The organism is Actinomycetospora termitidis (assembly GCF_030286555.1).
Taxonomy (GTDB): domain Bacteria; phylum Actinomycetota; class Actinomycetes; order Mycobacteriales; family Pseudonocardiaceae; genus Actinomycetospora; species Actinomycetospora termitidis.
The window spans coordinates 53327-79142 of record NZ_JASVWF010000009.1 but is presented as its reverse complement, the minus strand read 5'-3'; the positions used below and the strand labels follow the sequence as shown (position 1 = coordinate 79142).

The 25816-nt window shown below is 73.0% G+C and carries 26 protein-coding genes and 1 pseudogene; 10 read left to right on the top strand and 17 right to left on the bottom strand.

From position 1 onward, the window contains the following. Positions 1-114: 114 nt before the first annotated feature. From QRT03_RS28820 to QRT03_RS28790, 8 genes are all read right to left on the bottom strand, one after another. Entirely contained in the window at positions 115-951 is an 837-nt protein-coding gene (locus QRT03_RS28820) for a TIGR03936 family radical SAM-associated protein (protein WP_286056611.1), read from the bottom strand. Next, positions 948-2939 (bottom strand): TIGR03960 family B12-binding radical SAM protein, encoded by a 1992-nt coding sequence (locus tag QRT03_RS28815; protein ID WP_286056610.1) that lies wholly within the window; start codon positions 2937-2939, stop codon positions 948-950. The genes QRT03_RS28820 and QRT03_RS28815 overlap by 4 nt, the downstream gene beginning before the upstream one ends. Positions 2940-2991: 52 nt before the next feature. Then, complete coding sequence (gene ndk / locus QRT03_RS28810; protein WP_286056609.1) at positions 2992-3399, bottom strand: nucleoside-diphosphate kinase; 408 nt, start codon at positions 3397-3399, stop codon at positions 2992-2994. 345 nt (positions 3400-3744) lie between these two features. After that, positions 3745-3912: a hypothetical protein gene (locus QRT03_RS28805; protein ID WP_286056608.1), complete on the bottom strand. Its 168-nt coding sequence runs from the start codon at positions 3910-3912 to the stop codon at positions 3745-3747. Positions 3913-3923: 11 nt separating this feature from the next. Next, a complete protein-coding gene (locus QRT03_RS28800) occupies positions 3924-4310 on the bottom strand; it encodes a DUF4233 domain-containing protein (protein ID WP_286056607.1) in 387 nt (128 codons plus the stop codon). Further along, entirely contained in the window at positions 4307-5848 is a 1542-nt protein-coding gene (gene folC / locus QRT03_RS28795) for a bifunctional tetrahydrofolate synthase/dihydrofolate synthase (RefSeq protein WP_286056606.1), read from the bottom strand. Before folC ends, QRT03_RS28800 begins: the two co-directional genes overlap by 4 nt. Positions 5849-5869: 21 nt before the next feature. Further along, the gene (locus QRT03_RS32265) at positions 5870-5989 is read right to left on the bottom strand and encodes an MFS transporter small subunit (RefSeq protein WP_425604925.1); all 120 of its coding nucleotides are present in this window, start codon (positions 5987-5989) and stop codon (positions 5870-5872) included. Next, positions 5986-7329, bottom strand: a complete 1344-nt coding sequence (locus tag QRT03_RS28790) for an OFA family MFS transporter (protein WP_286056604.1) — start codon at positions 7327-7329, stop codon at positions 5986-5988. Before QRT03_RS28790 ends, QRT03_RS32265 begins: the two co-directional genes overlap by 4 nt. Before the next feature lie 97 nt (positions 7330-7426). Here QRT03_RS28790 and fdhD point away from each other — a divergent pair, with 97 nt between their 5' ends. Continuing rightward, on the top strand, positions 7427-8269 hold the full coding sequence (gene fdhD, locus QRT03_RS28785) for a formate dehydrogenase accessory sulfurtransferase FdhD (RefSeq protein ID WP_286056603.1): 843 nt from the start codon (positions 7427-7429) through the stop codon (positions 8267-8269). A gap of 78 nt (positions 8270-8347) precedes the next feature. Next, a complete protein-coding gene (locus QRT03_RS28780; protein ID WP_286056602.1) occupies positions 8348-9277 on the top strand; it encodes an alpha/beta hydrolase in 930 nt (309 codons plus the stop codon). Positions 9278-9360: 83 nt separating this feature from the next. Here the strand turns inward: QRT03_RS28780 and clpX are convergent, their stop codons facing one another. From clpX to tig, 4 genes are all read right to left on the bottom strand, one after another. Beyond that, the gene (gene clpX, locus QRT03_RS28775; RefSeq protein ID WP_286056601.1) at positions 9361-10647 is read right to left on the bottom strand and encodes an ATP-dependent Clp protease ATP-binding subunit ClpX; all 1287 of its coding nucleotides are present in this window, start codon (positions 10645-10647) and stop codon (positions 9361-9363) included. 198 nt (positions 10648-10845) lie between these two features. After that, positions 10846-11499 carry an ATP-dependent Clp protease proteolytic subunit gene (locus QRT03_RS28770; RefSeq protein WP_286056600.1) on the bottom strand — a complete coding sequence of 218 codons (654 nt, stop codon included), beginning with the start codon at positions 11497-11499 and terminating at the stop codon, positions 10846-10848. 11 nt (positions 11500-11510) lie between these two features. Next, positions 11511-12110 carry an ATP-dependent Clp protease proteolytic subunit gene (locus QRT03_RS28765; RefSeq protein ID WP_286056805.1) on the bottom strand — a complete coding sequence of 200 codons (600 nt, stop codon included), beginning with the start codon at positions 12108-12110 and terminating at the stop codon, positions 11511-11513. Positions 12111-12289: 179 nt separating this feature from the next. Then, positions 12290-13807, bottom strand: coding sequence for a trigger factor (gene tig, locus QRT03_RS28760; protein ID WP_286056599.1), 1518 nt, complete (start codon positions 13805-13807; stop codon positions 12290-12292). 172 nt (positions 13808-13979) lie between these two features. Between tig and QRT03_RS28755 the strand changes: the two genes are divergently transcribed. The 5 genes from QRT03_RS28755 (at position 13980) to QRT03_RS28735 (ending at position 20179) form a co-directional block, all read left to right on the top strand. Further along, on the top strand, positions 13980-14897 hold the full coding sequence (locus tag QRT03_RS28755; RefSeq protein ID WP_286056598.1) for an aldo/keto reductase: 918 nt from the start codon (positions 13980-13982) through the stop codon (positions 14895-14897). A 305-nt stretch (positions 14898-15202) separates the two neighbouring features. Continuing rightward, positions 15203-17272, top strand: coding sequence for an NAD(+) synthase (locus tag QRT03_RS28750; protein ID WP_286056597.1), 2070 nt, complete (start codon positions 15203-15205; stop codon positions 17270-17272). An 84-nt stretch (positions 17273-17356) separates the two neighbouring features. Beyond that, positions 17357-18412, top strand: coding sequence for a DUF418 domain-containing protein (locus QRT03_RS28745; protein ID WP_286056596.1), 1056 nt, complete (start codon positions 17357-17359; stop codon positions 18410-18412). An 8-nt stretch (positions 18413-18420) separates the two neighbouring features. Then, on the top strand, positions 18421-19521 hold the full coding sequence (locus tag QRT03_RS28740) for a sensor histidine kinase (protein ID WP_286056595.1): 1101 nt from the start codon (positions 18421-18423) through the stop codon (positions 19519-19521). A gap of 13 nt (positions 19522-19534) precedes the next feature. Beyond that, on the top strand, positions 19535-20179 hold the full coding sequence (locus tag QRT03_RS28735; RefSeq protein WP_286056594.1) for a response regulator: 645 nt from the start codon (positions 19535-19537) through the stop codon (positions 20177-20179). 3 nt (positions 20180-20182) lie between these two features. Here the strand turns inward: QRT03_RS28735 and QRT03_RS28730 are convergent, their stop codons facing one another. After that, positions 20183-20914, bottom strand: coding sequence for a hypothetical protein (locus QRT03_RS28730; RefSeq protein ID WP_286056593.1), 732 nt, complete (start codon positions 20912-20914; stop codon positions 20183-20185). 112 nt (positions 20915-21026) lie between these two features. On the opposite strand from QRT03_RS28730, the gene QRT03_RS28725 reads away from it, so the two are divergent. After that, positions 21027-21626 (top strand): DinB family protein, encoded by a 600-nt coding sequence (locus QRT03_RS28725; RefSeq protein ID WP_286056592.1) that lies wholly within the window; start codon positions 21027-21029, stop codon positions 21624-21626. On the opposite strand, the gene QRT03_RS28720 is transcribed toward QRT03_RS28725, so the two are convergent. From QRT03_RS28720 to QRT03_RS28710, 3 genes are read right to left on the bottom strand one after another with little or no spacing between them, the layout of a single operon-like run. Further along, entirely contained in the window at positions 21608-22081 is a 474-nt protein-coding gene (locus QRT03_RS28720) for an NUDIX domain-containing protein (protein WP_286056591.1), read from the bottom strand. The genes QRT03_RS28725 and QRT03_RS28720 overlap by 19 nt on opposite strands. A 17-nt stretch (positions 22082-22098) precedes the next feature. Continuing rightward, on the bottom strand, positions 22099-22764 hold the full coding sequence (locus tag QRT03_RS28715; protein ID WP_286056590.1) for a response regulator transcription factor: 666 nt from the start codon (positions 22762-22764) through the stop codon (positions 22099-22101). Beyond that, entirely contained in the window at positions 22761-23978 is a 1218-nt protein-coding gene (locus QRT03_RS28710; RefSeq protein WP_286056589.1) for a sensor histidine kinase, read from the bottom strand. The genes QRT03_RS28715 and QRT03_RS28710 overlap by 4 nt, the downstream gene beginning before the upstream one ends. Positions 23979-24136: 158 nt before the next feature. Between QRT03_RS28710 and QRT03_RS28705 the strand changes: the two are divergent. Further along, positions 24137-24796, top strand: a pseudogene (locus QRT03_RS28705) (CPBP family glutamic-type intramembrane protease); the annotation flags it as partial. 105 nt (positions 24797-24901) lie between these two features. Here QRT03_RS28705 and QRT03_RS28700 read toward each other — a convergent pair. Beyond that, entirely contained in the window at positions 24902-25231 is a 330-nt protein-coding gene (locus QRT03_RS28700; protein WP_286056588.1) for a DUF4180 domain-containing protein, read from the bottom strand. Positions 25232-25344: 113 nt separating this feature from the next. On the opposite strand from QRT03_RS28700, the gene QRT03_RS28695 reads away from it, so the two are divergent. Beyond that, entirely contained in the window at positions 25345-25815 is a 471-nt protein-coding gene (locus QRT03_RS28695) for a BLUF domain-containing protein (protein ID WP_286056587.1), read from the top strand. The last annotated feature ends 1 nt before the right edge of the window (position 25816 follow it).

Here is a 25816-nt window from a genome sequence, read left to right as displayed (position 1 = left end):
GGCGCGACCTCGCGGTCGCGGCCACACGAGGGCATCGCGTGGTTCGCCTGAGGTGGCCGTCCCAGCACGCTCGGGCGGTCACCGCAACTCTCGGGACGTGCCACCCGGTGCGGGTCAGCGGCCGATCGGGTCGCGGTCCACCTCGAGCGGGTCGAGCAGCACTCCGGTGTCGTCGAGCCGGCCCTGCGCCGTCCTCGTCGCCTTGACGGGGACGGGCGGCTCCAGCCCTGCGACCGTGCGCAGTGCGCTCACCACGTCGTCGGGTCGCACGACCGGCGTGGTGTGTCGTACGACCGTCGACAGTGTCCCACACACGGCCGAGCGCGCATGCGTACGGCGGTCGGTGCTCGCGTCCGGGCGTGTCGGGCCCGGGTCATCGGACGTTCGTTCATCGTCCGGGTGACGTTCTCCGAGCGGTTCCATGACGTCGAGGGCGACGAGCGCGGACCGCACGTCCAGCATCCGCGGGCCGTTCTTGGTCATCCGCTCGACCTCGACGGCCTCCCGGGCGAGCAGGGCGGCGACGGCCGCGCGCAGGTCCGTCGGGTCGACGCCGGGCATCTCGATCCGCCAGGCGCTGCCGTCGATGCGGTCGGCCAGCGCGCCCGGGCCGGCCCGGACCACGTCGAGCACGACGACGCCCTCGGGCAGGACCGCCCCCACCTCGCGACCGAGGGCCTCGGGCTCCAGGTCCCGGGTGAGCCCGATCTCGACGAACTCGGCCTCGCTCGCCGCGCCGGTCGGGGCGGCACCGATCCACGACAGCCGCGGGTGCGGGCTGAAGCCCTGGGAGAGGGACACCGGGACGCCCGCGCGGCGCAGTGCCCACTCCATCGCCCGGGCGACGTCGCGGTGCGAGCTGAAGCGGGCGCGGCCGCGCTTGGCGAACCGCATCCGGACCTTCGCAACGGTCGGCGCCGACGGGTGCGCCGCCTCCCCCTTGTAGCTCACGACGAGCCCAGCCTCGGGTTGTGCACCGGCGTGGACGTGCGGGTCTCCACGGGCGTCAGCGGCAGCATCCGACCGGGAGCCATCTCCCCCGCCGTCGGGCCGATCTGGATCTCGGTGCCCATCTGCGGGCAGACGCCGCAGTCGAAGCACGGCGTCCAGCGGCAGTCGTCCTGCTCCCGGGAGTCCAGCGCGTCCTGCCAGTCGTCCCAGAGCCACCCGCGGTCGAGCCCGGAGTCGAGGTGGTCCCAGGGCAGGACCTCGTGCTGGTCGCGCTCGCGGGTGGTGAACCAGAACAGGTCGACACCGTGCAGCTCCCGGGCCGCCGCGCTCTCCCAACGCTCGAAGGAGAAGTACTCGCTCCAGCCGTCGAAGTGCCCGCCGTCGCGCCAGACCGCCTCGATGACCCGCCCGACCCGGCGGTCGCCCCGGGAGAGCAGTCCCTCGATGAGCGAGGGCTGCCCGTCGTGGTAGCGCAGGCCGATGTTGCGGCCGAGCGACTTCTCGGAGTTGATGCCCTCGCGTAGCTGGCGCAGCCGGGAGTCGACGACCTCGGGAGCGGTCTGCGCCGCCCACTGGAACGGCGTGTGCGGCTTCGGGACGAAGGCCCCGATCGACACCGTCGTCCGCACGTCGCCCCGACCCGACGCCCGCCGGCCCGCCCGGACGACCTCGTGGGCCATCGTCGCGATCTGCAGGACGTCCTCGTCGGTCTCCGTCGGGAGCCCGCACATGAAGTACAGCTTGACCTGGCGCCACCCGTGCTCGTAGGCCGTGGCGACGGTGCGGATGAGCTCCTCCTCGGAGACCATCTTGTTGATCACGCGGCGGAGCCGCTCCGAGCCGCCCTCCGGGGCGAACGTCAGGCCCGAGCGGCGCCCGGAGCGGGTGAGCTCCTCGGCGAGATCGACGTTGAAGGCGTCGACGCGGGTGGAGGGCAGCGAGAGCCCGGTGCCGGTGCCCTCGTAGCGATCGGCGAGACCCTTGGCGATCTCGCCGATCTCGGAGTGGTCCGCGCTGGAGAGCGACAGCAGGCCGACCTCGGAGTAGCCGGAGGCCTCCAGGCCCGCCTCGACCATCTCCGAGACGCCCTGCTTGGACCGCTCGCGCACCGGTCGGGTGATCATCCCGGCCTGGCAGAAGCGGCAGCCGCGAGTGCACCCGCGGAAGATCTCGACGCTCATCCGCTCGTGGACGGTCTCGGCCATCGGCACCAGCGGCTTGCGCGGGTAGGGCCAGTCGTCCAGGTCGCTGGTGGTGCGCTTGTGGACCCGCTCCGGCGCCGCGGGCGAGGTCGGGCGCACGGCCGCGATCGACCCGTCGTCGTGGTAGTCGACGGCGTAGAGGCCGGGGACGTAGACGCCGGGCACCCCGGCGAGCCGCTCGAGCGTCTCGTGGCGCGAGAGGCCCTCGGCCTTCGCCGCCTTCACGACGTCGGTGATGTCCCCGACGACCTCCTCGCCGTCGCCCAGCGCCACGAGGTCGACGAAGTCGGCGATCGGCTCCGGGTTGAACGCCGCGTGCCCGCCGGCGAGCACGAAGGGGTGCTCGGCGGTGCGCTGCGCGGCGTGCAGCGGGATGCCCGCGAGATCGAGGATCTCCAGCAGGTTCGTGTAGCCGAGCTCCGTGGCGAACGAGACGCCGAGGACGTCGAAGGCCGCGACGGGGCGGTGCGCGTCGACCGTGAACTGCGGGACGTCGTGCTCGCGCATGAGCTCCGCGAGGTCGGGCCAGACGGCGTAGGTGCGCTCGGCGAGGGCGTCCGGCCGCTCGTTGAGCACCTCGTAGAGGATCATGAGGCCCTGGTTGGGCAGCCCGACCTCGTAGGCGTCGGGGTAGCACAGCACCCAGTGGACCTCGGCGTCCTCCCACGGCGTCACCGTCGCGTTGCGCTCACCACCGACGTACTGCACGGGCTTGCGCACCCGCGGCAGCAACGGCTCGAGCCGGTCGTACACCGACCCCGGCGCGGTCGAGACATCGAGGGACATGGTTCACCAGGATAAGGGCCCCGGTGAACCACTCCCCCGTGGTGTCTCCGACTCAGCCGAACCAGAGCTTGATCTCGCGCTCGGCCGACTCCGGCGAGTCCGAGCCGTGCACGATGTTCGACCCGGTCTCCAGCGCCAGGTCGCCGCGCAGCGAGCCCGGCGTCGCCTTCTCCACCGGGTCCGTCCCGCCGGCGATCTGCCGGAACGCCGCGATCGCCCGCGGGCCCTCGACGACCATCGCGGCCACCTTGCCCGACGTGATGAACTCGATCAGCTCGCCGAAGAACGGCCGCTCGGCGTGCTCGGCGTAGTGCTGCTCGGCCACCGACCGCTCGACGTCCTTCAACTCCAGCGAGGCCAGCCGCAGGCCCTTGCGCTCGATGCGCGAGATGACCTCACCGATCAGACCGCGCTGCACGCCGTCCGGCTTCACCAGCACCAGGGTGCGCTCGTCGGACACGGCGCTCCTCTCCGTTCACGCTTCAGGGACCCGCACGAGCCTACTGAGACCCCCGTCGCAGACTCCGCGGGGCCGTCGCACCGTCGAGCGAGCACCTGCGGCGGCCCGGGCGCGTCGGCGACCGCCCAGGGTGCTCGGTGATCATGCCGAGCGCGAGTCGTCTCGTGGCCGCGCTCCCATCCTGTCGCGGCGGATCCCGACGACAGGGTGATCGGTGCTGCTTGTCGCGGGTTCTCGTGGCCGCGCTCCCACCCTGTCGCTGGGAATCACAGCGACAAGGTGGGTCCTCGGGGCCGGGATCCCGCGACAAGCTGGTCGCCGGCCCGGGCGCGCGCAGCCGCGAGGTCAGCGGCCCAGTGGATCCGAGGCGTGGGGCCGGAGGGAGCGATGGTCGAGCGCGTCCAGATCGAGGTCGTCGACGTCGATCGAGGTGCGGCGCATCCGCCGGACCTCCCGTGTCTTGTCCCGCGAGCGCTGCGCGCGGCGAGCGCGGTTCTCGGAGCCCATCGCCATACCATGGCACCTCACTGCGCCGCGAACCAGGCCTCCTGCCGACGAATCACCTCGCGGCGCATCCAGAGCATCAGGCCCCAGACCAGGCAGAAGATCAGCCCCATCAGGCCGAGCGACGGTGAGAGCACCCAGCCGAGGAGCATGAGGATCTGCAGCCCGACCGCGAAGCGCAGGCCCCACGGCTTCAGGATCACCACGCAGCCCACGATCATCCCGACGGTCAGCACCACGACGAGCGCCAGCTTGGCCGCGGTGATGCCGCCCTCGACGTAGTTCATCACCGGCAGCACCAGCGGCACGGCGATGGCTTCCAGGACCAGGCAGGCCGACGCCGGGCCGCGGAACGCGCGGCGCGGGTCCGGCGGCCGGACCGGCTCCTCCTCCACCCCCTCGCTCACGACGGGTCCCGCCCCAGCAGCGTGCGGGCCTCGCCGGCCGCGACCACGGACCCGATCACGAGCACCCCGCCGCCGGCGGTGGCCCCGTCGTCGGAGGTCTCCTCGGCCATCGAGATCGCGGTCTCCAGCGCGGCGTCCATCCGGGTCTCGACGACGACGCGCTCGGAGCCGAAGCGCCCGACGGCGAGGGCACCCAGGGCGTCGGGGTCCATCGCGCGGGGCGAGGACATCCCGGTCACGACGATCTCGTCGAAGATCGGCTCGAGGGCGGCGAGGATCCCGTCGGCGTCCTTGTCCGCCATGATCGCGACGACGCCGACGAGCCGCCGGAAGGAGAACTCCTCCTTCACCGCGGCCGCGGCCGCAGCGGCCCCGTGCGGATTGTGCGCCGCGTCGACGACGACCGTCGGTGCCGAGCGCAGCCGCTCCAGCCGACCGGGCACGCGGACGGCCGCGAACGCGTCGCGCACGGCCTCGATGTCGAGCTTGCGGGCGGCGCCGGCGCCGAAGAACGCCTCGACCGCGGCCAGGGCGAGCGCGGCGTTGCCGGCCTGGTGCTCGCCGAACAGCGGGAGGTAGATGTCGTCGTACTCGCCGGCGAGCCCCTGCAGGCGCAGCTGCTGGCCGCCGACCGCGACCGACCGCTCGAGCACCCCGAACTCGACGCCCGACCGGGCGACCTCGGCGTCGACCTCGACGGCGCGCTCCAGGAGCACCTGGGCGACCTCGGGGGTCTGCTGGGCCAGCAGCGCCACCGAGCCCGGCTTGATGATCCCGGCCTTCTCCTTGGCGATCCCGACGAGGTCCGACCCCAGGTAGTCCTGGTGGTCGAGCCCGATCGGCGTGATCGCGGCGACGGCACCGTCGGCCACGTTGGTCGCGTCCCAGGAGCCGCCCAGGCCGGTCTCGACGACCGCGACGTCCACCGGGGCGTCGGCGAAGGCCGCGAACGCCATCGCCGTCAGGACCTCGAACTTCGAGCAGTGCACGCCGTCCACGTCGTCCCGGGCGCGGTCGACCACGCCCACGTACGGCGCGATCTCCTGCCAGGTCTCGACGTAACGGCGGGCGGAGATCGGCCGCCCGTCGAGCGCGATCCGCTCGGTGACCCGCTGCAGGTGCGGGCTGGTGTAGCGACCGGTGCGCGGCCCGATCCGCGTCAGCAACGCGTCGATCATGCGGGTGACCGACGACTTGCCGTTCGTCCCGGCGATGTGCACGACGGGGTAGGAGCGCTGCGGCTCCCCCAGGACGTCGCACAGCGCGCGGATCCGGTCCAGCGAGGGCGCGATCCGCGTCTCCGGCCAGCGCTGGTCGAGCTCCGCCTCGACCTCGCGCAGCGCGGCGAGCTCCTCGGCGGTGTCGTGCTCGGCGGCCGGCACGGCGTCCGGGTCGGGTCCGGTGCGGACCATCGCGTCCGCCAGGGCGCCACCGCCCGCCGTCGTGTCGCCCCCCGCGGCCGCGAGGAGCTGGGCGAGTTCGTCCGCGTCGGTGTCGCCCGCGGCGTCGGCGTCGAAGGTGTCGGGCTCGTAGCGCATCGCCCTCGATCCTACGACCGGCTAGAACAGGGCGGGGAGCTTGATCACCAGCTGCCACACCCCGTACAGGAACGGGATCAGCACCCACAACCACGCCACGACCGTGAGCACGGTCCGGCCACCGCTCGTCGCCTGGCTCATCGTGCCGCCTCCTCACGCACCGGGGCCTCGGTGCCGACGTAGTGCTTCGGGTCGACCGGCCGGACCAGCTCGTTCGCGATGAAGCCGACGACGAGCAGGCCGATCATGATCGTGAAGGACACGCTGTAGCGGGCGGGTCCCTCGATGTCGCCGCGGGCGTCGACGATCGCGTTGACCACCAGGGGGCCGAGCACCCCGGCCGCCGACCACGCCGTCAGGAGCCGGCCGTGGATGGCACCGACCTGGTAGGTGCCGAAGAGGTCCTTCAGGTAGGCGGGGATCGTCGCGAACCCGGCGCCGTAGAAGGAGAGGATCAGCAGCGAGGCGATGAGGAAGACGACCTTGTTCCCCTCGCCGAGCGTGAGGATCGCCAGGTAGAGCAGGGCGCCGACGCCGAGGTAGAGCCGGTAGATGTTCTTGCGGCCGACGACGTCCGACGTCGAGGACCAGATGAACCGGCCCAGCATGTTGGCCAGCGACAGGATCGACACGAAGGCCGCGGCGGCCCCGGCGATCAGCTGGGCCGGACCCGTCGTCGCGAAGAAGTCCTTGTAGATGTCGTTCGCGCGCTCGAGCAGGCCGATGCCCGCGGTCACGTTGAAGCACAGGATGATCCACAGCAGCCAGAACTGCGGGAGCTTGACCGCGGTCTGCGCGGAGACCGCCAGGTCGTCGCGGACGGCCTGCGCGGCCTGCTGCGGGGCGTTCGGCGGCGACCAGTCGTCCGCGGGCACGCGGATGAGCAGCCAGCCGACGGACATGAAGATCGCGTAGCCGACGCCCATCACCGCGAAGGTCGAGGCGAGCCCGCCGGGGGACGTCCCGAAGGCCGCGAGCAGGTTGGTCTCGATCGGCGAGGCGATGAGCGCGCCGCCGCCGAAGCCCATGATCGCGATGCCGGTGGCCATACCGGGCCGGTCCGCGAACCACTTCATCAGCGTCGAGACCGGCGAGATGTACCCGATGCCCAGGCCGATGCCGCCCAGGAACCCGTAGCCGAAGACGACGAGCCAGTACTGCTCGAGCGCGAGGCCGAGGGCGGAGACGAGGAAGCCGGCCGAGAAGAAGATCGTGGAGACGAACATCGCCCACCGCGGTCCGCGCCGCTCCACGGTCGTGCCCACGACCGCGGCGGACAGACCGAGCATGATGATCGCGAGCTGGAACGGCAGCGCGGTCGCGGTCCCGGAGAGCTGCAGGCCGGTGCCCAGACCGGTCTTGAGGACGCTCCAGGCGTACGCCTGCCCGATCCCGAGGTGCACCGCCAGCGCGGCCGGCGGCACGAGCCAGCGACTCCAGCCCGGTGGTGCGACGATGGCGGAGCGGTCGAGGAAACCCACAGCGACCTCCTACGGGCGCAACCGTGTGTGACGGGCGTGTGACGCCGCGACTATGTCACCGTCGTCCGGGTCCCACCATTCGAGCGAGGTGTCCCCCATGGGCAGAGTGACCGTCCGTCGCCCCGTCACCCGCGTGCGCGAGCAGGGCGTGGCCCGCCGCCCGGACGCCCTCGCGGCCGAGGAACCCCTCGAGCTCCGGATCGACGGGAAGCCGCTCGCGGTGACGATGCGCACCCCGGGGCACGACGTCGAGCTCGCCCACGGCTTCCTGCTCACCGAGGGCGTCATCACCTCGGCCGAGGACATCGCGACGGCGCGCTATTGCGACTCGGTCGACGACACCGGGCGCAACACCTACAACGTCCTCGACCTCGCTCTGGCCCCGGGCGTCGCCCCGCCGGACGACTCGGTGGAGCGGCGCTTCTACACGACCTCGAGCTGCGGGGTCTGCGGCAAGGCCTCGCTCGACGCCGTCCGCACCCGCACCGCCTTCTCCCCCGCCGACGACCCGGTGACGATCCCCGCCGAGGTCCTGTTCTCCCTCCCGGACTCCCTGCGTGCCGCGCAGAAGGTGTTCGACTCGACCGGCGGGCTGCACGGCGCCGGCCTGTTCCGCGCCGACGGCACCCTCCTCGCGGTCCGTGAGGACGTCGGCCGGCACAACGCGGTGGACAAGGTCATCGGGCACGCCCTGCTCGCCGGCGCGGTACCCGCCGCCGGTACGGTGCTCATGGTCTCGGGACGGGCGTCGTTCGAGCTGACCCAGAAGGCCGTGATGGCCGGGATCCCCGCGCTGGCCGCGGTGTCGGCGCCGTCGTCGCTCGCCGCCGAGATGGCCGAGGACGCAGGCATGACGCTGGTCGGCTTCCTGCGTGGCCGGTCGATGAACATCTACGCGGGGGCCTCCCGCGTGACCGGGGTCGACGAGGATCCTGGGTAACGTCGCCCGACGCCGGATCCGATACCGCGTCAGGAGAACGGCGGGGTCGAGGGGAGAGGTGTGTCGGGGCAGCAGCGGGTGAGCCGTCGACGGCTCCTCGTCGGCGGTGGCGCCGTCCTCGGAGCGGGCGCGCTGGCCGCGGGCGCCACGTCTCTCGCCGGCTCGTTCGAGACCCCCGCGCCGATCCCGCAGCGTGTCCCGGCGGCGCCACGTCCCCCGCGCGCGCCGGACGCGGTCGCCACCGTGGAGTGGGTGCGCTCCGCGGCGCGGAACCGCTCCGTCCGGCTGGTGATCACCGCGCCCGCGGGGGTCGACCGCACGACCCTCCCGGTGGCCGTCGGCCTGCACGGGCTGGGCGGCAACGCGCTCTGGTGGGGCGACCCCGGGATGCGCCGCGCGCTGGGCACGGCCTGGGCGTCCGGGGTCCCGCGGTTCGCGGTCGCCGCGCTCGACGGCGGGGACAACTACTGGCACCCGTTCCGCCCCGGCGACGACCCGATGCGGATGCTGCTCGACGAGCTGCCCGTGTGGCTGGGTGAGCGGGGCATGGCGCGGGAGACCGCCGGCGTCCCCGTGCTCGCGAGCGGGGTGTCCATGGGCGGGGCGGGCGCGCTGATGTACGCCCGGGCCCGGGTGCAGCGGCAGACCCCCGTAAAGGCGGTCGCCGCGATGTCCCCGGGCCTGTTCCTCGACTGGGCGGTCGCCGCGCGGCGGCCGTTCGCCGGCGCCGCCGACTGGATCGCGAACGACCCGCTGCGCTTCTACCCCGAGCTCGCCGGCACCCCGACGGGGATGTGGTGCGGCGACCGCGACGCGTTCGCCCCGGCCGTGCGGCGCTACATCGACGTGGCGCGCCCGCAGTACTCGCGGATCGGTCCCGGGGCGCACACCGGGTCGTACTACGCGACGATCCTGCCGCAGGTGATCGCGTTCCTGGGTCAGCACGTCGCGCCGTCGCCGCTGCCGTTCGGGCCGGCCTCGTCGTCGACGGCGTTCCCGCACCTGTAGGCGCGGCTCCCCCGGTGACAAGCGAACGGGCCGTTCATCACGCAAGAAGGTGATGAGCGGCCCGTTCAGGGTCCGGGTGCGGCTCAGGCCGACTTGTCGCGGCGCTCCCGCCGGGACGGCTGGCGCGGGACGATCGTCGGGTTGACGTTGTCCTTGACCGTCTGCTCGGTGACGACCACCTTGGCGACGTCGTCGCGGCTGGGGATGTCGTACATGACGGGGTTCAGGACCTCTTCCATGATCGCCCGCAAACCACGCGCGCCGGTGCCGCGCAGGATGGCCTGGTCGGCGATGGCCTCGAGGGAGGCCGGGTCGAACTCGAGCTCGACGCCGTCCATCTCGAACAGCTTCTGGTACTGCTTCACCAGCGCGTTGCGCGGCTCGGTGAGGATCTGCACCAGGCTGGGCTTGTCGAGGTTCGACACCGACGCCATCACCGGCACACGGCCGATGAACTCGGGGATCAGGCCGAACTTGATGAGGTCCTCGGGCATGGTGTCGCCGAACGACTCCGCAGACTCCATCTCGGCCTTCGACCGGATGTCCGCGCCGAAGCCGAGGCCGCCCTTGCCCACGCGCTCGGCGATGATCTTCTCGAGGCCCGCGAAGGCCCCGGCCACGATGAACAGGACGTTCGTCGTGTCGATCTGGATGAACTCCTGGTGCGGGTGCTTGCGCCCGCCCTGCGGGGGCACGCTCGCCGTCGTGCCCTCGAGGATCTTCAGGAGGGCCTGCTGGACGCCCTCGCCGGAGACGTCGCGGGTGATCGACGGGTTCTCCGACTTGCGGGCGATCTTGTCGACCTCGTCGATGTAGATGATGCCGGTCTCGGCACGCTTGACGTCGTAGTCCGCGGCCTGGATCAGCTTCAGCAGGATGTTCTCGACGTCCTCGCCGACGTACCCGGCCTCGGTGAGGGCCGTGGCGTCCGCGATCGCGAAGGGGACGTTCAGCAGCTTCGCGAGGGTCTGGGCGAGGTAGGTCTTGCCGCAGCCCGTGGGGCCGAGCATGAGGATGTTCGACTTCGCCAGCTCGACGGTGTCGTCGCTCCGGGCGTTCTCCCGGTTCTTCTCCCCCGCCTGCACCCGCTTGTAGTGGTTGTAGACGGCGACCGAGAGCGTCTTCTTCGTGTCGTCCTGACCGATGACGTACTGGTCGAGGAACTCGTGGATCTCGGTGGGCTTCGGGAGCTCGTCGAGCTTGACCTCACCGGCCTCGGCGAGCTCCTCCTCGATGATCTCGTTGCAGAGGTCGATGCACTCGTCGCAGATGTACACGCCGGGCCCGGCGATGAGCTTCTTGACCTGCTTCTGGCTCTTTCCGCAGAACGAGCACTTCAGCAGGTCCCCGCCGTCACCGATGCGTGCCATCGCAGCAGACCCCGTGTCCCATCCGGCGCACCCGGACGGTGCGCGCTGTCGTGATTGACCGTACCCGTCGGATCCGCCGGGGCGGGAGGCTTCGGGGTGCGGCGATCCTGCTGGTCGTGTGCCCGAGACCGGTGGCGACGCGCCGTCCCGGCCGGGCGACGCGGTGGGCGGTCGTCGCCGACCACCCACCGCGTGCGGCTACCGGTTCGCCGAGAGCTTCCGGCTGGCCACGACGTCGTCGATGATCCCGTAGTCCTTGGCCTCGTCGGCCGTCAGGATCTTGTCGCGCTCGATGTCCTCGCGAACCTGCTCCGCGGTGCGGTTGGTGTGGTTCGCGAGCGTCGTCTCGAGCAGCCGGCGCATGCGGGTGATCTCGTTGGCCTGGATCTCCAGGTCGGAGGCCTGCCCGTAGAAGCCCTCGGTGGCCGGCTGGTGGATCATCACGCGCGCGTTCGGCACGGCGAGGCGCTTGCCCGGGGCACCGGCGGCGAGCACGACCGCCGCGGCCGAGGCGGCCTGCCCGAGGCAGACCGTCGCGATGTCCGGCCGGACGTACTGCATGGTGTCGTAGATCGCCATGAGCGCGGTGAACGAGCCGCCCGGCGAGTTGATGTACATGGTGATGTCGCGGTCCGGGTCGTTGGACTCCAGGAACAGCAACTGCGCCATGACGTCGTTCGCGGACGCGTCGTCGATCTGCACCCCGAGGAAGATGATCCGTTCCTCGAAGAGCTTGTTGTAGGGGTTCGACTCCTTCACGCCGTAGCTCGTCCGCTCGACGAACGACGGCAGGATGTAGCGGGCCTCCGGCGACGCCGCGGCACGCCCACCCGGAACGTGAAGCTCACTCATGGTGCGTCTCCTCAGGCGCTGGTGCCGTTGCCGTTCGAGCGGGTCTCGCTCGCCCGGGTCACGACGTGGTCGATGAAGCCGTACTCCTGCGCCTCGTACGGGTCGAACCAGCGGTCACGGTCGGAGTCGGCCGTGATCTGCTCGAAGGTCTGCCCGGTGTGCTCGGCGATCAGCTCGGCGAGCTGGCGCTTGAGCTTGCGCAACGACTCCGCGCGGATCGTGATGTCGGTTTCCGTGCCGCCGAGGCCGCCGGAGGGCTGGTGCATCATGATCTGCGCGTGCGGCAGGGCGAGCCGCTTGCCGGGGGCGCCCGCGGAGAGCAGGAACTGCCCCATGGAGGCCGCGAGGCCCATCGCCACGGTGGAGACGTCGGGCTCGATCCACTGCATGGTGTCGTAGATCGCCATGCCGGCCGAGACCGAGCCGCCCGGCGAGTTGATGTAGAGCGTGATGTCGGTGTTCGGGTCCTCCGCGGACAGCAGGAGGAGCTGCGCGGAGATCTGGTTCGCGATGGTGTCGTTGACCTCCTGGCCGAGAACGATGATCCGTTCCCGCAGGAGGCGCTCGTAGACCGAGTCGTTGAGCGTCATCGACCCGCCGGCGGACCGCATGACCGCCCCGGACGGATCGGAGAGGTGCTGGCTCACCTGTCCCTGCTTTCCTTGGGTGTTGGGGGTACCTGACGCAGCGCTGCCATCGACCCTAACGATCGACACCGCCGGGAACGTCCGTCCCGGGCGCGTGTTCGCTGTGGGCACAGCCGCTGTGGGCACACGCGCCCGGACGGGACTCAGGCCTGGGGAGCGGAGGAGGTGCTCGCGGCGGTGTCGGCGTCCGCGACCTCGGTGGCCTCGTCGGACGGACCGGCCGCGGCGTCCGCGGACTCGACGACGACGGCGTCCTCGTCCTGGTCCGAGCCCGACGCGGCGGTCGCGGTCTCGTCGGCGACCTCGGCCGCGTCGGTGGCCTCGTCGCCGGCCTCCGGCTGTGCGGTGCCGAACAGCTCGGAGAGGTCGAGCTCCTCGCCGTCTGGGCCGAGGATCGTGGCGGCCTGGACCACCGAGGCCAGCGCCTTGCCGCGACGCACGTCGGCGAAGATCGCGCCGAGCTGATTGGCCTGCTGGGCCTGCTGGATGTACTCCTCGGGGCTGATGCCGAAGCGCTGCGCCTGCATGAAGATGCGCTCCATCAGCTCCTGCTGGTCGACCTGGATCTCGCCCTTCTCGGCGATCTCGTCGAGCAGCAGCTGGGTCCGCACGGCCTGCTCGGCCGTGGTGCGCAGCTCGGTGTCGAACTCCTCGCGGGTCTGGCCCTGGGACTCGACGTACTTCGTGAGCGCGTCCTCGTCGTGGTCGAACTCGTGCACGGCCTCGTGGGCGCGCACCTCGACCTCGGAGTCGACGACGCCCTGCGGCGCGGGGATGTCGGCCGCCTCGAGCAGCGCCTCGAGCACCTTGTCGCGCGCCTGGCCGGCCTGCTCCATCTTCTTCACCCGGCCGTGGCGTTCGCGCAGGTCGGCCTTGAGCTCGTCGAGCGTGTCGAACTCGCTCGCCAGCTGGGCGAACTCGTCGTCGGCCTCCGGGAGCTGGCGCTCCTTGACCTGCGAGACCGTGACCGTGACCTCGGCCTCCTCGCCGGCGTGGTCGCCCGCGACGAGCTTCGTCGTGAAGGTCTTGGTCTCGTCCGCGGACATGCCCTCGAGGGCCTCGTCGAGGCCCTCGATGAGCTGGCCGGAACCGACCTGGTGGCTCATCCCGGACGCCTGGGCCTCCTCGAGGGCCTCGCCGCCGACGGTGGCCGACAGGTCGATGACCACGAAGTCGTCGGTCTGCGCCGGGCGCTGGACGCCGCTGAGCGTGCCGAAGCGCGCCTGCAGGCCCGTCAGCTGATCGTCGACGTCGTCGTCGGTGACCTCGGCCGAGTCCACCGACACCGAGATCGTCGAGTAGTCGGGCAGCGCGATCTCGGGCCGGACGTCGACCTCGGCGGTGAAGGCGATCTTGTCGCCGTCGTCGATCGAGGTGACCTCGATCTCGGGCTGACCCAGGGGATTCAGCTCCGCCTCGCCGACCGCCTCGCCGTACTTCTGCGGCACCGCGGTGTTGACGACCTCCTCGAGGACCACCCCGCGGCCGAGCCGCTGGTCGAGGATGCGGGCGGGGGCCTTCCCCGGGCGGAAGCCGGGGATGCGGACCTGCTGGGCGATCTTCTTGTACGCCTGGTCGAAGGTCGGCTTGAGCTCGTCGAACGGCACCTCGACGGCGAGACGGACGCGCGTCGGCGACAGGTGCTCGACGGTGGACTTCACAGCTCGTTCTCCTCCGGGCGGGACTTCTCGATCGCGCGCCGGGGGTGTACGACGGTGACCCGTCAGGGGCCTCGACGTCGACACCCGCCCGGGCGTTGGCCGCGAGTCTAGACGTGCCCCCCGACATCGCGCCGTGGCGGCCCTGACCAGGGCCGATGGATAGGCTGGAGCGATGACGGAGTTCGCGCTGGGCCTGGCCGCGCTCGGCCGGCCGACCTACGTCAACGTCGGTCGCGACGGCGTGCACCGCTCGGTCGACGAGCTGCGCGCCCTCGCCCACGCCACCCTCGACGCCGCCTGGGACGCCGGCGTGCGGGCCTTCGACGCCGCCCGGTCCTACGGCCGTGCGGAGGAGTTCCTGGGCGCCTGGTTCGCCGCGCACCCGACCCGTCGTCGGGAATGCACCGTCTCCAGCAAGTGGGGCTACCGCTACACCGCGGGCTGGGACCCCGACGCCGAGGTCCACGAGGTGAAGGAGCACACGCTCGACCACTTCCGCACGCAGTGGGCCGAGACCCGGGCGACGCTCGGCGTGCCGGACCTCTACCAGGTGCACTCGCTGACCACGGACTCCCCGCTGTTCGACGACGGGCCGCTGCTGGAGGCGCTGGGCGGGCTGCGGGACGGCGGGGTGCGCCTCGGGTTCTCGACGTCGGGTCCCGACCAGGCCGACGCGGTGGGTCGCGGGCTCGCGCTGCGGGTGGGCGGCGAGCCGCTGTTCACCGCGGTGCAGTCGACGTGGAACCTCCTGGAGACCTCGGTCGGGGACGCCCTGGCGAGCGCGCACGACGATGGCGTGCGGGTGCTGGTCAAGGAGGGCGTCGCCAACGGTCGGCTGGTGGTCGACCCGCCCGCCCCGCTCGCGCGCGTCGCCGCGGCGCACGGGGTCGGCGCGGACGCGGTGGCGCTCGCGGCGATCGCCGCGCAGCCGTTCGTCGACGTGGTGCTGTCCGGGGCCGCGGATCCGGGGCAGCTGGCGGCCAACCTCGCGCCGGTGACCTTGTCCGACGACGAGCTCGCCGAGCTGACCTCGCTCGCGCAGCCCGTGGGCGAGTACTGGACGTACCGCCGCGCGATGGCGTGGGTCTGACCCCCTCGGCCTCACACGGATCTCGTCTGGGACCGTCGGCGCCGCACGGAGTCGACCGGAAGGGCAGATCCGCGATGAGCAGGTTGCGCAGGGCCGGACGCGCGTTCGAGCGCGTCCTCGGCGTCTTCGACGTCATGGCGGGCTACGGCACGAAGCGCCGGCGTCCCGCGAAGCGCCGCTGAGGCACCCGACCGGGGCCGGGGAGTCGGGGCCCCGTCCCGGTCACCCGCTTTTCCGGGCGTCGATGTCGGACCCGTCGGGCACACTGCGGTCGCACGCGGAGTGATCACCGGGAGGGACCACCGTTGCCCGCGATCGGCTCGTACGACTTCAGGAACGCCTACCGCCACGGGTTCGCCCGTGTGGCGGCCGCGACGCTGCGCACCTCGCTCGCGGATCCTCCCGCGAACGCCGACGCGGTCGTCGAGATGGCGCGGACGTGCCACGACGAGGGTGCCGCGCTCGTCGTGTTCCCCGAGCTGACGCTCTCCGGGTACTCGATCGAGGACCTGCTGCTGCAGGACACCCTGCTCGACGAGGTGGAGCGTGCGCTCGCGGCGCTCGTGGAGCGGACCGCGGCGCTGGACCCGGTGCTCGTCGTCGGCGCCCCGCTGCGCCACCGGCACCGGATGTACAACTGCGCGGTCGTGGTCCACCGCGGACGGGTCCTGGGGGTCGCCCCGAAGTCCTACCTGCCGACCTACCGCGAGTTCTACGAGCGGCGGCAGGCCGCTGCGGGCGACGACCAGCACGGCACGATCCGGGTGGACGGCGTCGACGTGCCCTTCGGGGCCGACCTGCTCTTCGCCGCGACCGACGTGCCCGGTCTCGTGCTGCACGTGGAGATCTGCGAGGACATGTTCGTCCCGGTGCCGCCCAGCGCCGAGGCCGCGCTGGCCGGGGCCACCGTCCTGGCCAACCTCAGCGGCAGCCCGATCACGGTCGCCCGCGCGGACGACCGGCAGCTGCTCACGAAGTCGTCCTCCGCCCGGTGCGCCGCCGCGTATGTCTACGCCGCCGCGGGCGAGGGCGAGTCGACCACCGACCTCGCGTGGGACGGCCAGACCTCCGTCCACGAGAACGGGCGGCTCCTCGCCGACACCGAGCGCTTCCCCGACGGGCAGCGGCACTGCGTCGCCGACGTCGACCTGGACCTACTGCGCTCCGAGCGGCTGCGGATGGGCACGTTCGACGACAACCGGCGCCAGCACGCCGACCGGCTGGCCGACTGGCGGACGGTCGAGTTCACGCTCGATCCGCCCGACGGCGACCTGGGGCTGCGCCGCGAGGTCGAGCGCTTCCCGTTCGTGCCCGCCGACCCGGCGCGGCTCGAGCAGGACTGCTACGAGGCCTACTCGATCCAGGTGTCCGGGCTCGAGCAGCGGATGCGGGCGATCAACCAGCCGAAGATCGTGATCGGGGTGTCCGGGGGGCTCGACTCCACCCACGCGCTGATCGTGGCGGCGCGGGCGCTCGACCGGGCCGGGCGCCCGCGCAGCGACATCCTCGCCTTCACGCTGCCGGGGTTCGCCACCGGCGAGCGGACCAAGGGCAACGCGCAGCGGCTCTGCGAGGCCCTCGGGGTCACCTTCGCGGAGATCGACATCACCGAGACCGCGCGGCTGATGCTCGCGAACCTCGACCACCCGTTCTCGCAGGGCGAGCCGGTGTACGACGTCACCTTCGAGAACGTCCAGGCCGGGCTGCGGACGGACTACCTGTTCCGGGCCGCGAACCAGCGCGGCGGCATCGTCCTGGGCACCGGGGACCTCTCGGAGATCGCCCTCGGCTGGTCGACGTACGGCGTGGGCGACCAGATGTCGCACTACAACGTCAACGGCGGCGTGCCCAAGACGCTCGTCCAGCACCTGATCCGCTGGGTCATCTCCTCGGGGCAGTTCTCCGACGAGGTCGGCGAGGTCCTGCAGTCGGTGCTCGACACCGAGATCACCCCGGAGCTCGTGCCGGCGACCGAGGACGCCCCGGTGCAGTCGAGCCAGGAGAAGATCGGGCCGTACAACCTCCAGGACTTCACGCTGTGGCAGATCCTCCGTCACGGCTCCCGCCCGTCGAAGATCGCCTTCCTGGCCTGGCACGCCTGGCACGACGCCGCGGCCGGCCCGTGGCCCCCGGGCTTCCCCGACGACGACCGCGTCGCCTACGACCTGCCGGAGATCCGGCGGTGGCTCGAGGTGTTCGTCCAGCGGTTCTTCCAGTTCGCCCAGTTCAAGCGCTCCGCGGTGCCGAACGGGCCGAAGGTGTCCGCGGGCGGGGCGCTGTCGCCCCGCGGCGACTGGCGGGCCCCGTCGGACTCGTCCGCGCGCATCTGGCTGGACGAGATCGCGCGCGAGGTCCCGGAGGAATGGCCGGGCTGACAGGGCTGACACCCGACTTTCGTCGGTACCGCGGACGACCGTCGGGGGCGGTGGTCGCGGGGTGCGGGCGACCATGCTGATCCCATGACCACCGAGCCGACGGTGCCCCGGCGCCGGCCCGCCCACGAGGAGTCCGGTGCGGCCGTCTCCACGCCGGGCGACCGGATCGAGTCCCTGGACGTCCTCCGTGGCGTCGCGCTGTGCGGGATCCTCGTGATCAACGTCTACCAGCAGCTGGTGTGGCTGCGGGGCGACCCGACCAGCCGCAACGTCCTGCCCACGGCCGTGGACCTGATCTTCTTCGAGCGGTTCATGCCGATCTTCGCGATGCTCTTCGGCGTCGGGTTCGGTCTGTTCCTCGAGCGCGCCGGGCGCCGCACCGACCGACCCCGGCTCGTGCTCGCCCGGCGGCTCGCGATCCTGCTGGTGATCGGCGGGATTCACCAGTTCTTCCACGTCGGCGAGGCCCTGCTGCCCTACGCGCTGGTGGGGCTGGTCCTGCTGATCCCGATGTCGTTCCTGTCGCCGCGAGCCTGTCTGGTGGTCGGGATCGTGCTGCTGGTCCTGCTGCCGCAGGTCCAGACCAGCGTGGGGCTCATCGCGGGCCTGCTGCCGTTCGGCTTCGGTCTGGCCCGGGTCGGCGTGCCCGACGGGCTCCGGCGGCACCCGGGTCGGATCGCGGTCGCGTTCGTCGTGAGCGCGGTCGTCGTGCTCGCGTGGACCGTCGCCCAGCTCGCGGGAGTCCGGCTGCCCGTGGTGAGCGTGTTCGGTGCCGCCCTGGGCGGCGACCTGCTGCACGCCACCGCGTCGGTGGCCGGGGCGATCGCCTACTCGTGCCTGGTCCTGCTCCTGCTGCGGACCCCGGTGGCCCCCGCGCTGGACGCCGTGTTCGCCCCGTTGGGTCGGATGGCGCTCACGAACTACCTGTCCGCCACGGTGCTGTTCCTCGTGTCCGGCCCGCTGCTCGGGATCGACTCGCTCGCCGACGGGCCGCAGATCGCCGCCCTGACCGTCGGCATCCTCGTCGTGCAGATCGTGTGGAGCCGGCTCTGGCTGCGACACTTCGCCTACGGCCCGGTGGAGTGGGGGTGGCGGTGCCTGACCTGGGGGCAGCGCGCGCCGCTGCGACGCGTGGGGTGACGCGCGGGGTGACGCCGGCCGACGTCGTGGTCGCCCTGGCCTTCGGCGTCTGGGGCGTCGGTCTGACCCTGCTCTTCCCGTCGCCCCCGCACCCGCTGGTCCCGCTGACGACCGGCGGCGAGCTCGCGGTCACGGTCGTCCTGACCGTGGTGCTGCTGTTCCGGCGTACCCGCCCGGTGGTCGTCGCGCTCCTGACCGCGGCGCTCGTGCTCGTCCTCCCGGGCACGTGGTTCCTGTACGGCGCGATCTACGCGGCGGGCGCGCACCTCCGCGATCGCGTGCACCTGTGGTGGCTGGTACCGCTGCTGTTCGCGGCGTCGTTCGTCGGCGGGCAGGGCTGGATCGGCTTCCGCGTCAACGACCACGCGTTCCTGCTGTTCGCCTCGGTGCTCGTGGCGCTGGCCGGGCTGTACGTGGGGACCCGGCGCGAGCTGATCGCCGCCGCGCACGAGCGCGCCGACCGCGCGGAGGAGACCGCCCGGGCCGAGGAGCGCGCCCGGCTGGCGGCCGAGATGCACGACGTCGTGACCCACCGCGTCAACCTGATGGTCCTCCAGGCCGGAGCGCTGCAGGCGACGACGACCGACCCCGCCGTCGGGCAGGCCGCGGAGGAGCTGCGGACGTCGGGGCGGGCCGCGTTGGCGGAGCTGCGCGACCTCGTGGGAGTGCTGCGGACCGGCGAGCCCGCCGCCGGCTCCCCCACCGCGCCCGCGGCCGCCGACCGGAACGCCGTCGCCGGCCTCGTCGCGGAGTCGCGGGCGGTGGGGGTGGACGTGACGTGCTCCGAGCACGGCGACCCGACGACGCTCACCCCGACCGTGCAGCGCACCCTCGCCCGGGTCGTCCAGGAATCGCTGAGCAACGCCCGCAAGCACGCCCGCGGCGCCCACGTCACGGTCGAGGTCCACTACGACCGGGGCGCCCGGCTCGCGGTGATCGACTCCGGCGGCACACCCGATCCCGACCTCGCGGCGACGGGCGGCGGGGCCGGCCTGGACGGCTTGCGACGACGGGTCGCGATGGTCGGTGGGACGCTGGAGGCCGGCCCGGAGGCGGCCGGATTCGCGGTGCGTGCGCGGTTACCGGCCTACGTACCCACCACGACGTGAGACCCTCCCGGCCGTGCCGGTCCGGGTCCTCGTGGTCGACGACGAGCCGATGGTGTGCGCGCACCTGCGGACCATCCTCGACGCATCCGCCGACCTCGAGGTGGTCGGCACCGCGGGCGACGGCGCGGAGGCGGTGGAGCAAGCCGTCCGGCACCGACCCGACGTCGTCCTGCTGGATCTGCGGATGCCTGGGGTCGATGGCTTCGCCGCGCTCCCGGAACTCGTGGATGCCGGGTCGCGGGTGGTCGTGCTGACGACGTTCGACGCCGACGACGCGGTGCTGCGCGCCCTCGGCGGCGGCGCCTCGGGGTTCCTGCTGAAGTCGACGGAGCCGGCCGACCTGGTGCGCCTGGTGCGGGTCGCCGCGGACGGCCACTCCGTCCTCTCCCCCGAGGCGACCGCCCGCCTGGTCAGCGCCTCGGCCGCCCCGGCCCAGGCCCGCGCCCGCGCCGCGGAGCGCCTGCAGGTGCTCTCGGAGCGCGAGCGCGAGGTCGTCGCCGCGATCGGGGCGGGCCTGTCGAACGCCGAGACCGGCGCCCGGCTGTTCCTCTCCGAGGCCACGGTGAAGGGCTACGTCTCCGCCGTGATGCGCAAGCTCGACTGCGACAACCGCACGCAGGTCGGGCTGCTCGCCTACGCCGCCGGCCTCACCGGCTGAGCCCTACTGCCGCTGCGCGAGCCCCTTCACGCACCACGAGCCACCCGACTGCCCGAGCACGATCTCCGAGGGCAGGGTCTGGCTCTGCCCCTGGAAGGTCAGCGTCAGGTCGACCGGGGTCCGGGCCTCGGTGTCGATCACCGTGGTCGTCGGGCCCGACGGCTTCACCGAGGCGACGAGCTGGAGGACCTGCGGCGAGAGCTGCGAGACCGCGGCCCCGTCCGGTCCGCGGCAGGAGAGCTGGTCGAGGGCGGGGGCGTCCTTGGCCGTGAGCGCGGTGACCGCCTGGTTCGCGGTGTCGTCCGGGCTGCCCGGCCCCATCAGGTAGCCGGGGTAGACGAACGCCCCGAGCAGCAGCGCGACGATCGCGCCGACCACCAGACCGCCGGCCAGCCCGAACGCGAGGCCCTTGCGGAGCTCGCGGTTGTACGCCTTGTCCTCGGCGTCGGCCCAGGCCTCGTCGTCCTCGGACGCGGCGTGCCTGCCCTCGTCGGCAGCGTCGGTCGGCTGGTCCTCGGTCGGCTCCGCCTCGGTGGGCTGCTCACCGGGCAGCGTCGCGGCCGGGACGGTCTCACCCGCCTGCGGCTCGGTGCCCTCGTCCTGCGCGCTCCCCGACCCGTTCCCGACGGCGGGTCCGGTCCCGTGCCCGGTCGCGGTGTCGTCGGTGGCGGAGTCCGCCGAGGTGCGGTCGACCTCGGTGTCCGCCTCGCTGACGCCCGTGCGTCCCTCGGTCATCGCGGGTCCTGCTCCCATCATCGCCGGTGGCGGCGTGCTCCACGCCGACGCCCCGACCATGCCTCATCGGTCGGACCGCGCTCCGGGCGGGGGAGGTGGGAGGCTCGGCGTCATGGCCGGTCCCGACGCGAAGAGCACCCTGCACCGGTACCTCGCGCAGGCGCGTGACGCCGTGCTCTGGAAGCTGGAGGGGCTGGGCGAGTACGACGTGCGCCGGCCCATGACCCCGACCGGCACGAACCTCCTCGGTCTGGTCAAGCACCTCGCGATCGTCGAGTCCGGCTACTTCGGCGTGGTGTTCGACCGGCCGTTCCCGGAGACCGAGCACTGGTTCGAGGAGCACACCGAGCCCGAGGCCGACCTGTGGGCCGCCGCGGAGGAGTCGCGGGAGGGGATCGTCGACCTCTACACCCGGGCGGCGGCGCACTCCGACGCGACCATCGACGCGCTCGACCTCGACGCCGCCGGCCGGGTGCCGCACTGGCCCGCGGAGCGCGCCGAGGTCACCCTGCAGCAGATCCTGGTGCACATGACCGCCGAGACCCACCGGCACGCCGGCCACGCCGACATCGTCCGTGAGCTGCTCGACGGGGCGGCGGGCCTGCGCCGGGACCACTCCAACCTGGGCAACCTGGCCGCCGCCCAGCGCCAGGGCCACGTCGCGCGCCTCGAGCGGGAGGCCCGCCGCGCGACTCAGGCCAGCCGCGGCTGAGGGTCGCCGGACAGCGCGTCGGCGATCCGGGCGCGATGCGTGAGGAAGAGGTCGTACTCGCCGATCCGCTCCGGCTCGACCCACGCGACGTCGATCGTCTCGACCCCGTCCGGCCGGGCCTCGCCGCCGATCGGACGCGCGTGGAAGCAGACCCCGAGGGGCTGGATCGCGCGGCCGTCGTCGAGCAGGGCCACGTGCCGCGGGTCGGTGTAGATCCCGACCAGCCCGGTCACCTCGATGTCGACCCCGGCCTCCTCGCGCGTCTCCCGCACCGCGCACTCCGCGATCGTCTCGTCCAGCTCGAAGATGCCGCCGGGCAGCGCCCACTGGCCAGTGTCCTCGCGCCGGATCAGCAGCAGCCGCCCCTGCTCGTCCCGCACGGCGGCCGAGGCGCCGGGGATGCGGGTCGTCGCCTTCGGCGCGGCCGGGTCGTCGAAGAAGTCCACGCGAGCCACGCGGTCATCCTCCCGCGTCAGTCCCGCGTCCGGTCGGCGACGACCCCCAGCCACGCCAGGACCGCCATGACCCGCCGGTGGTCGTCGCCGGACGCCTCGTGCAGGTCCAGCTTGTCGAAGATCGAGGAGATGTGCTTCTCGACGGCGCCCTGGCTCAGCACCAGCGCGCGCCCGATCGCGGCATTGCTCCGGCCCTCGGCGACCTGCCCCAGCACCTCCCGCTCGCGCGGGGTGAGCCGGGCGAGCGGGTCCCGGCGCCGCCGTTCGCCGAGCAGTGCCGCGACGATCTCGGGATCCAGGACGGTGCCCCCGGCGGCCACGCGGTCGACCGCGTCCGCGAGGTCCTCGAGGCGGGTGACCCGGTCCTTGAGGAGGTAGCCGACGGCGCCCGCGGCCAGCAGTTCGGCTGCGTACGCGGGCTCCACGTACTGCGAGAGCACGAGGACGGCCGTGCCCGGTCGCCGTCGCCGGGCCTCCAGCGCGGCGCGCAGGCCCTCGTCGGTGTAGTCCGGCGGCATCCGGACGTCGACCACGGCCACGTCCGGCTCGTGCTCGCAGACCGCCTCCACCAGCGACGGGCCGTCGTCGACCGCGGCCAGGACGGTCGCCCCGCACTCGTCGAGCAGCCGCACCAGGCCCTCGCGCAGCAGGACGGAGTCCTCGGCGACCACGACCGTCGTCACGCGCGCTCCACCGGGAAGGTCGCGACGAGGGTGGTCCCCGCGCCCGGCCGGCTGCGGACCTCCAGCGCCCCGTCGACGGCCGCGACCCGCTCGGCCAGGCCCGCCAGGCCGTGGCCCTTCCCCGGGTGCGCCCCGCCGCACCCGTCGTCACGGACCCGGACGCGGAGCGTGTCCCCCGACCTCGCGACCTCCACCTCGCACGACGTCGCGCGGGCGTGCTTGGCGACGTTCGCGAGCGCCTCGCTCACCACGAAGTACGCGGCGGTCTCGACGGCGGGGTCGGGACGGCGGGTCAGCGCCGGGTCGACGTCGACGGTGGTCGGCACCGGGCACCTCCCGGCCGCGGCGGCGACGGCGGCCTCCAACCCGCGGTCGGCGAGCACCGGTGGCGCGATCCCCCGCCCGAGCGAGCGCAGCTCGGCGAGCGCCTCCCGGCTCTGCACGAGGGTCTCGTCGAGGAGCACCCGCGCGCGGCCCGGATCGTCGTCCAGCCGCCGGCCGAGGGCCTCCAGGTCCATCGTCATCCGGACGAGGCGCTGCTGGGGCCCGTCGTGCAGGTCCCGTTCGACCCGGCGCAGCGTGCTCGCCTCGGCGGCGATCGCCGAGCGTCGTCCCGCCTCGGACGCGGCGACCCGGGTCTCCGACGAACTGGCCAGGAGCGCCCGGCCGAGTCCGCGCCGCACGGCGGTGAGCCCGGCCAGCACCGGCGGGAGCGTCGCGAGCAGGACCAGCCCGAGGACGGTGTTCGCGGCGATGTCGGGGCCGCGGCCCGGGATACCGAGCGCGAGGTCCAGCAGCCCCTCGTACGTGGAGTCCCGGGGCAGAGCCCACTCCCAGGCGACGTAGAGGGTCAGGCCGAGCGCCGAGCCCGCCCAGGAGATCGCCAGCACGCCCGTCACGAGCAGGACCGGGAACCCGACGATCGCGTGCACCGCGTCCCGCCACCGCTGCGGGTCCGCCAGGGCACGGCCGTCGCGGTAGGCGTGCGGGGGCAGCGGTCGACCGCTCCCCCAGCTCACGGCGTCGCGCTCGAGCCCCGCGAACCACCGGGCGACGGCCAGCGTGCCGGCGAGGATCGGGAGACCGATCCAGATCAGGGTCGTCACCGCGCCGAGGAGCAGACCGGTGAGCACCACCGCGAAGGTGGCGGTGCCGGTGGGGATGCCCGCGGCGAGGTGGGCGAGGCGCCGTCCGGCGCGCTGCACGGTCGTCATGATCGAAGACCCTCGTCCTCCCCCGGCCGACGCGGCAGCCGGTGGACCTCCGTGCCGGGGGTGGGGACAACCCCACCCCGGATGCGGGGGCGTACCGGCGGGTCCCGCGGGCGCGGCCGCTCGACGCTGTCGGGGCAACCGTCTCACGGGAGGCCCCGATGTCCGATCCGTCGCGCACCCGCGTCGACCTCGTCCTGTTCGGGACGCTGGTCCTCGCCCTCAGCTGGATCCCGCTGTTCCTGGCGCCGTGGTTCGGCCCGGACGTCCGCCACGGGCCCGCCTTCGTCCTGTTCCTGGTCGGGACATCGGGTCCGACGCTGGCGGCGCTCGTGCTGTGGCTCGCGGGCCGACGGTTCCCGAGGCGACGGCCGCGTGAGGTGCTGGCCGCCACGGTGCGCTGGCTTCCGGCCGCGCTGATCGCCGGCGCGGGACCCGTCGTCGTCGCGGCGACGCTCGACCCGGACCTCGACCCGAGCAGCCCGGGACGGGTCGTGGCCGGCGTCGGTGGACCGCTCGTGTACGCCGTCGGCGTGCTCGCGGCGGGCCCGCTGGCCGAGGAGTTCGGGTGGCGGGGCTACGCCCAGCCACGGCTGCGCCGGTTCCTGACGCCGGGTGCGACCGCGGTCGTCCTCGGGCTCGCCTGGGGCCTGTGGCACCTGCCGCTCTATCTGCTCGCGGGGACGAGCCAGCACGCCGCGGGCCTGTTCTCCGTGCAGGCCGGGGTGTTCCTGCTGACCTGCGTGCCGCTGAGCTACCTCGCGTGGTGGGTCTCGGAACGGCTGCGCGGCGGGGTCACGGCCGCGATCGTGCTCCACGCGGCCCTGAACGCCTCCGTCGACCTGCTCGGCTCCCGCGGGCTGGTGCCGGCGGTCGCCGCCCTGGTCCTCACGACGCTGCTGGCCGGCACGGTCGCGGTGTGGACCTCACCCGCCAAGACGACGCTGGAGTTCTGCGGCGTCGGCGACGAACCACAGCTCCCGTCCCTGGTTCGCCTCCCGCGTCCAGTCCGCGACCGGGCCGGCCACCGCCGCGGGCTCTCCGAGCACGACCAGCCGGACCCCGTACTGGACGAACTTCTGCGTGATCGCGCCCGCGACCCCGGTGCGCAGGACGAAGAAGTCCGGTGAGAGCCGCCCGACCGGCACGACGACGGTGTCCGCGCCCGCGCCGAACGCCTCGCCCAGCACGTCGGTCGCCGCACGCTCGCCGTCGATCGGCGGGCCGTCGTCGGGCAGGGTCAGGACGTTCTCCATGCCGGTGATCCCAGCGGTGCCCGCGTGGGTCGGGCAAGCCGATTCTCCCGGTGTGGCCTTCCCCGGGCCCGGGCATACCCGCCCCTCCACCCGCAGTGAAGGAGTGCGACGACGTGACCGACACGACCGCGGATCTCGGGGAGCAGGTCTTCCGCCTGGTCTATCGCAGCCACACCACCATGGGTCGCGAGAACCGGCCCGCCGAGATCGACGAGATCTTCGAGGTGTCGCGGCGCAAGAACCCCGCTCTCGGGCTCAGCGGAGCTCTCCTCGTGTGGCAGGACACCTTCGTCCAGGTGCTCGAGGGCGAGGAGACCACGGTCCGCGACCTGTACGCCACGATCGCCTCCGACCCGCGCCACGAGACGGTGGAGACGCTCGACGAGGGCGTGGTCTCCGCGCGCGCGTTCGGGCAGTGGGCGATGGCCCACGTCTCCGACGACGAGGGCGCCGACCTGCCCGCCGCGCGCGGCGAGGAGGCACCCGATGCGCCGCATGCCACCCCACGGCTCGAGGACCGGCGCCAGGAGATGCTGCTCGACCTGATGCGCGAGTACGCCGACCCGGACATCAAGCCGCTCTGAC